This window comes from Ferdinandcohnia sp. SAFN-114 (assembly GCF_059415045.1).
Window position 1 is genome coordinate 1 of sequence record NZ_JBPFDQ010000145.1, and the last position, 7,981, is coordinate 7,981.

Below are 7,981 nucleotides of genomic sequence, written 5' to 3' on the forward strand. Positions count from 1 at the left end.
AATATTATGCAGAAAATTCGTCAAAAGTGTACATATTTAAACAATCACTTTTGTACATTCTTAGGTTAGCATTTATATATATATGTAGTTTCCAGCTTATGATGTGGCTGTCGTTCTATTCTATTTAATGCTTGAGTAAACTGCTGAAAATGTACAGAAATCAACCGATAAAATTCTACTCGGCTTGGATTTCTATCCAGCTTTAGGCTTGCACCCAAATATGTCTTTCTAATAAAATTGAATGCTAAATTATAGATTTCATCGTTTACTTCTTCTAACAACTGCTTGTAATCATTTCGATAATCCAGTTTAGCTGGGAATATTTCCAAAGTTAGTTCTAAAAGCACATGACCTTCCTGACGAATTTGTAACGTTGAATAACCTACTTCATTTTGAAAATGTAGATTCCCCATTAAAAGATAACCTTCTGGTAAATCAACTTCTGTTATTGCTTGTCGGAACAACGGATATTCATGATAAAATTCCAATTGACTTTTATTTTTGGGATATATAATTACCTGATAAACACCATTCTCAAAAAATATAGGTCTTACATTTATGTTATTTGTTAGTTTTTCTAGATTAACATCATAAATTAAAACAGAATTAACATTATCACCGGAATAGGAGAACTCCATCAAATCATGAATATGCATCTTTCTGTACTGAATCAGTCCCTCATATTGATAATGAAACGGCTTACCTTTAATAACTAAATAGAACTCCTTCGTGTCGACTTTTACTAATACAATATCATTACGAGATCCAGAAGGAAGTGAAGCCATCCTCTTGCAACCTCCTAATCATCTCTAGTATTTTCTCAGCACTTTTCGGATATTTGGCTTCCTTTATCTCCAATTGGTAGTCATCTTGATACGTATAAACCCTGCCAGTACAATACAGATACAAATCGCTCAGCATCTTATTCGTACGTTGGTCACTACCATTTAACCTCGGGAGAATTTTTTGAAGGATACAATTATCAAATGCATAGTCATGATCCATTAAATTTTGAGCCTTGTTATAGTATAAATAGAAAGTAATCTCATCGCGAATACGGTAACCGAAATGGGTTAAGGTTGGTTGCAAGATTTTATTTATACTCTCTAATTCATATGTTATTTCTTTTACAAAATCTTCATTACCTACATATAAATCTTTCAAATGAAGATAATTCGATTGAAATAGACTATTCGGCACTTCTATTGGTTCTATAACATGTGAATCATCAAGGAATGATAAATTAGCAAGTTCAACTCGATTAAACTCAATGGTCATCGCACGATCTAGCACTTTCTTGCTAAAAGGATGTGTTGTTTCATCCATATTGACTGTTCCAAGAATATAAAGATTTGTTGGAAGTCTCGTATCTCTCCCAGCAGTTTGTTCCGGAATAAGGATGGTTGTAATCATCTTACCGTCCTTCCATTTTCGACTCTCCATTACACTTAGGATGTCGCTAAAATAGTGTTCGACCCTAGCTAGATTCATCTCATCCAGTAAAACAAAATAAGGTTTCTCAGGATTTTTTTCTGCATTTTCTATTACTTTGGTGAGTGGACCTGGTCTAAATTCACCCTTTATATCTACATAACCTAATAAGTCAGAACCATCGTTCCAATCAGGGCGAATCGGTATCAAAGTAAATTGGCCATTTTCTTCAGTTGCCCCAACACTTTCAGCTAACCATTGAACAATTTTCGTTTTCCCTGTCCCCGATATACCTGATAGGATAATAAAGGGTTTTGTTTTAATAGCTAAAAATAAGTTGTTAATTTCTTCTTTTGAATAAGTAAAACCTTTTGATTTTATGTATGAGAAAATATGATTAACAACTTCATTTGGCGTTACCAATGGATATTGTTTTTCTATAACTTTATTTGGATAAATTTCATTTAGTAATTTCCGGATAAACGTAAAACCAGTCGAAGTTATTTCAAAAATAGTAGATGAGCTCATAACAGGACTTCCTTTTAACCCTATATCTTTCATAAAATTTGGTCCTTTATACATTATAGGTATATCCAAAGCCTGCTGCCAATTAACACCCACTCGTTGTTTCCAGTGTGCACCAGTTGCATGAATGAATTTACTTGGATCATTTTCCTCATAAAATTGTTTTGTCACCTTACCATATCCCAAAAATCCTTTGTTACCAGAATACGCAACAATATAATCTCCAACCGATATTTTTTTAATTAAATTAATATGCTTTGTTACAGACGATGTGTGTTCTCTTCCGTATTCATATTGCATAGCCGCTACATCCATATGTTTAGAACTTTTCCACACTTTGGGTTCCGATGCGTAGTATACATTGAAAAGCCAGTATTTCGGGTTAAGATTACCGACTGTATATGCAGAATGAGAATCAATTGACTTGATTCCTTTTAATGCTTGATATTTTCCAGAGTTAATCCATTCAATCCAAGGTTTTGGAGCATTTTTAGTAAAAGGGGTTCCATTGTGCAAGTCCTCAATCCATAATCTGCTAATATATTGAATATCCAGTATAGTAAAGATAGCTTGGTAATTCTTAATTTCTCCTTCTTCTTTTTCATGGGTAATCACCGTTAATATCTCACTGTTATGTAAGTCGGGTGCTCCTGGTACTGCAAGACCCCGAAAAACAACATCTCTCCCTTTTTTTCCTTTTACGAACACAAAGAAGGGTGGTATATTTTTACGATTACCTTTTGCTAATTCTTCATAAGAATTATGAAGAATTAGATTACCCTTTTGTGCTGTTTTATGAATATCTCGTCCAGGTACTCTGTTGTCTCCATAAAAGTAAAATCTTCCTGTTTCTGTATCAATGCGGTCTGGCCATTCTTCGTGTGATAGGTCTGAATAAAGAATACACAATTTTGTATCGATACCATTTCGAGTACCTACAGATCTAAAGCCACCTTGGTTTCCACACCCCATTAGCTTTGATAAAGGATCGTCACCTGTATTTCCTTTAGTACCTCCCTCATAGGTTGTATCTATTTTTAAGTCAGCTTCGGAAAGTTCGTTAAATGCTATAATATCAGTTCTAGTCATTTTCTAATACGTCACCTCTTTGTTTTCTAATTTGTATGATAATAATCATTATTAACTTCTTTAAATCTTTTAACTCTAATACTGTTTGTGTAATCTTGTCTTATCAAAAAAAAGCATAAATTAATATGCTTTCTTTATCTGCTATTCTAGTAAAGTTACCAAATTCCCCTATATATTCCCCTTGCCGATAAATATTGAGTGAATAGTATCAGCAATTTAAATCTATGAAATTCCTTGTAAAATACAATGCAGTTCAAAAAGGAAGGACAATTTTCCATCCCTCCTACTTTACTTACAACTCAAATAACTTTAAAATGTCATCAATATCATCAGACGGTTCTGGAGTTAACACATCTCCTTCAATTGCTTCTAACATTCTCTCTTCTTTTTCTTTTAGTCGCACATAAATCTTTTCATCAATCGTATTTCGCGATTGGTCGTTTTCACTTTCTAACATAAAGTAGTAATATTGCGTATATTGTCCTTCTGGTAATCCCAATCGATGTATACGATCTCTTGACTGAAGCATATGTGTAAGATTGAAGGAATACTCCAGATATATGGCATCATGACAAGTTTTATGAAGTGAAACTGATTCTGCTAAAGTGTGTGGATTGGTAATAAGCACTTCAATTTCATTTCTTTTAAAACTTTCAATTATAGTGTCGCGTTCCTTCTGAGGTGTGCTGCCATAAATAACAGCTGCTCTGATACCTTTTGCAGTAAGTTTCCGATATACCTTATCAATCGTATTTACAAACATACACCAAATAATCGTTTGTTTGTTTTCTCTATGTAATTGTTCTGTAAGAAGTAAAGCCTGATGGAACTTAGTCGACTCAGAAACTCTCCGGATAATATTTACTTCATCCTCGCTAAACGATACTGTGTCCGTTTGTAATTCCTCATTCCATTCTTCATCATATTCTTCACCGTACATTTCGATAAAGTCTATTGTCTTTAATAACAGTTCTGGATTAGTTGATGCTTGGATAAGGCGTATATATAGATGGAATGGTGAATTTCCATATTTTCTATATAGCAAATCAATAATTTCTTGCTCCTCATCGTTCATCGGGCACTTGATAATCATATCTTCATTTGCTTTTGGTACCTCAAGTTGTTTCTTATTTGTTCTCCAAAAGAAAGGATAGAGCTTTTCATTAATTTCCTTTACTTCAGTAGGTCCTGGATCCTTAAGTTCTCCCATTTGAAAGTTAAAGAACATTTTATATTCTTCCATATAAAGGATGTTTAAAAAATTATAAATATCCTGATATGAATTAGGAATGGGTGTACCTGTTAATACAAATTTATAGATTGGTTTTTCAGCAATACGTTTAGCAACCTGTGCACGTACACTCTGAACTCCCTTAATTTTGTGCACCTCATCAAAAACAAGTATCGTCTTCCCATCAATAATGTCACTCAAAGCAGATTCATATTTACCCAACGATTCATAATTGACAAGGATTAAATTCTTATTTGATCCATTAAGGCGGAGCTGTACTTCCGCTCCCTCCTCATCATGGATATCTAGTACACGAAGTTCCTTTTTTTTCCCGAAGTTCTCCTTAAATTCTAATTTCCAAGAAAGGAACGAATTTTTTGGCCCAATCACGACAAGTTTATTTGCTTTATTGACTTCTAATGAATTAAGATAAGCAAAAGCACCATATACCATTGATGTTTTTCCTGCCCCTGGTACAGAGAAATTAGCTGCTTTTTGCATTTGAGTCATATAGAAACCACTCCACATTTGCTGATCTCTTAATGTCCTCTCCAATTCCTTAGTCACTATTGTTTGGAACTTTTTATAATCAGTAATTACTCGCGAATCTTGATTTTTTATTAACAATCCGTATTGTGAGCGCTCTTCAATCCAATATGAATGCTGATCAATATACTCCAATAGCTTTTGGCTTACTACAAAATTGAATTTCTTTTTGTTTGCATACTTCTCAAGAATTTTAATCACTTTTTGCATATCAATGTAAGTTAAGTCTGAACGCAAATTAGGATAAACATCTTCATAATAGGGTTTTAATTTTCTTGCTAAGGCAAAGTCATCAGGATTAATCCGATAAGATTCCAAGTTATCTTGAAGGATTAATTGTTTATCCTCAATGGTTAAAATTAAAGCGTCTTTTGTTAACATATCGGCATCCACAATAATCCTCCCCTTGTCGTACGTCATAATTTTTTTCTTTACGACTTCATTTATTTCTTTAATAAAGATATTTTTGTGTTGTGCTTTATCATGCCATAACAAATCAAACTCTTGTTGCGCCTTTACTAACTTTTGTATATCAAATTCTGAGGCCAACCAAGATGCTGTAATATCAAACCCCTCATAATTATGAGATATTGCTGCATATGTCTCATTATTTGAACCAGTAAAGTATATTACGTTTCCTTCCACATCCGTGCATAGTCCGAATTTCGAATGAAATAACCCATTTTTTTTGAATCCAATTTTAATATCAACTATTCCTGTTGCGATTAAATGGGCTAAATTTAAAAAGTTTACCTCTTCTTTTATGGTCAGAGGTTCTTCTAACTTCGCTAATAATTCATCCTTTATACTGCTCCTAAGCGTATAACCTTGCTTAATCAGATCAAAGTCTTCTTCACTAATGTCTTGTGAAATAATTAAACGGAATTGACCACCATTCCTCATTAAGCCACTAAGACCCTTGGCATAAGAAGCTAGAGCCTTAGAACTGAAGTACCCACTTACTCGGTCATACTGAACGGAACTAGATAGTACAGGGTTATAAAATGCTTCGACAGTATCGCCATCTGTTGTGTAGTAGCTCGGTTTTAATGCTATTTGTTTAAACATTAACCTTATCCTTTAGCAGATTCACAGTTGATTGAATTTTTTCGAGTAATTCTTTGAATTCCTCTTTATTGTCTTCTCCCATTCTAGATACCGCTGTTGTATCAATAGAATCCATTGCTTGAAATGAACGATCCAGTAGATCTACCGGCTTATTTCTAGCTGCATCAATACGGTTTACTTCAATCTTCTTTTCAATAATTTGATTACTCTCCTGTTTCAATTCCTTTTTCGCACCAATTTTTTCATTAATTGTTGTGATGTCAACAACTTTCTCTTCGTGTAATGTTTCGTATACTTCTTCAACAACATCCTCGAATTCATCAAGGAAGTCCTCCGCATTTTTGGTATTAATAATATCTCTACCGATTTCACGAATGTATCTTGTTAAGTCACCTTTATTGGATGTTACTATGGAAGCAAATAAAGCGTTCTTCACATCCTCCTTCTGATCTTCGCCCGTACGGTTCAAAATGACCATAACTTCTTGCAAGGGACCATCTAAATTTAAATCTCGTGCAATGTAATACTTTCCTTCTGCATTGATAAACTGAAGAAATTCAACCATTAACACAGCCTTGTCTCTTAGCTTCTCAACTTCTTTTTCCTTTCTGTTCGTTGAATGAGCATATTCTTTTATGGTAAAGGTTTCTTTTTCAACCAAGTCTCTATAGACATCAACTAAATTATCAATTGGATTATAGTCAACAGGTCTTTCCTCACCGTGTTGCAAATTCAACTCCAAACGTTTTATATCTTTTGGAGATATTCCTTTTTCAGTATTCAAAATAACAGCTTCAAAATAATAATCCTTTCCTTCTTCCGCATGCAGTTCACGGAGGCAAGTAAAGCGACGATTACCATCAATGATTCGGCCATTTTGTAAGACCACACCTGGTAAACGTTGTCCAAATAATTTAATATTGTTTTTTGTTTTATTTAAGGCATTTTTATTTGAATCTACAATAAACGCATGTACAATTTTGTTATATTCCTCTTTATTTTCTATGTCTAGCGGACCTTGCTCATCCTCATACTTGCTTATATATGTAGCAATTCGTCCGTTTTGTTCATTGTAAAATAAATATTCTAAAGGGACTCGATATACCTCATAGTTATCTGTTTTCCCTTTAATGGTCAATTTTCTAGTTCCTGAAGTTTTTGTTATATCCTTACCAATTAGTTCAATTAAATTTAGATCTCCCATTATTCATAAACCTCCTCAAAGTAATCCTCTTTGTCTATATAAAATTTATATAACTCCTCTGAATAGAAAACATCCATTTGTCTGAGTAAAAAAATGGCTTTGGATGATTCTAAGATGACATTATAGCTTTGCTCTATTTGATCAATTAAATCTTCTAGTTTAATCACGCGTTTTGTCGACACATACTTATAGAGAAAATCGCGCAGCGAAACCGCTGAATTAGTTTTCCTAAAGATATACGTATTTGATACTTGAGTTCCTCTAAATTCTTCAAATGCAAAGATTAACCGTTCGTAGAATATGTCTGAAAAGCCCAAGCTATCTAAATAATGTTCAAACCCTTCTTCCCTTACCGTATATAGTGTGAAGAACCTGTCATCTTCCTCAATAAAATTCAATAATGAGTGCTTATAATCCAAAATTACATCTAGTGTTATTCCAGCCTCTTTCAACTTCTTAAAAGTGATATATACGTCCTTCTCAATTGTAAAAATCTCAAAGGTTTTCTCTAAATTATAGAGTACAGCTTTAAAGGATTGTGTCTTATAAACATCTAAATGTTCGTTGGTAAAGTAATCCTCTGACAAAATAGTGGTACGGAAGTATTCATCAATACTATTATAAGTACTACTAAGCACAAAATTACTTTTTATTTGATAGTTTACTTTGGATAAATTCATATTATTGATGAATCTTTCATCAAAGTCCTCTCTAATCGACTTTCCTACCTTTTTCAATTCTTCTACTGTATATATTGGATTTGTGAGTACACTCTTTAATTGTTGATATTCCTCTTCCGTCATTTCAATATATGATGCTAGACTAAAAAGTAGACACAGATTGTTATAATAAATATATCAACTATAACGAGGTGTGTCTGTATGGCA

General features: G+C 33.3%; 5 protein-coding genes. All 5 read right to left on the bottom strand.

Annotation, left to right across the window (positions count from 1 at the left end):
• Positions 1-65 precede the first annotated feature (65 nt).
• The 5 genes from ACR65M_RS25875 to ACR65M_RS25895 all read right to left on the bottom strand — a co-directional run bounded on the left by ACR65M_RS25875 (position 66) and on the right by ACR65M_RS25895 (position 7,897).
• Entirely contained in the window at positions 66-785 is a 720-nt protein-coding gene (locus ACR65M_RS25875) for a DUF2357 domain-containing protein (protein WP_440274840.1), read from the bottom strand.
• A complete protein-coding gene (locus ACR65M_RS25880; protein WP_440274841.1) occupies positions 757-3,045 on the bottom strand; it encodes a DUF8727 domain-containing protein in 2,289 nt (762 codons plus the stop codon). Before ACR65M_RS25880 ends, ACR65M_RS25875 begins: the two co-directional genes overlap by 29 nt.
• Positions 3,046-3,337: 292 nt before the next feature.
• On the bottom strand, positions 3,338-5,890 hold the full coding sequence (locus ACR65M_RS25885) for an SNF2-related protein (protein WP_440274842.1): 2,553 nt from the start codon (positions 5,888-5,890) through the stop codon (positions 3,338-3,340).
• The gene (locus ACR65M_RS25890; protein ID WP_121445970.1) at positions 5,883-7,094 is read right to left on the bottom strand and encodes a ParB/RepB/Spo0J family partition protein; all 1,212 of its coding nucleotides are present in this window, start codon (positions 7,092-7,094) and stop codon (positions 5,883-5,885) included. The genes ACR65M_RS25885 and ACR65M_RS25890 overlap by 8 nt, the downstream gene beginning before the upstream one ends.
• Positions 7,094-7,897 (bottom strand): hypothetical protein, encoded by an 804-nt coding sequence (locus ACR65M_RS25895; protein WP_440274843.1) that lies wholly within the window; start codon positions 7,895-7,897, stop codon positions 7,094-7,096. The genes ACR65M_RS25890 and ACR65M_RS25895 overlap by 1 nt, the downstream gene beginning before the upstream one ends.
• Positions 7,898-7,981: the final 84 nt, after the last annotated feature.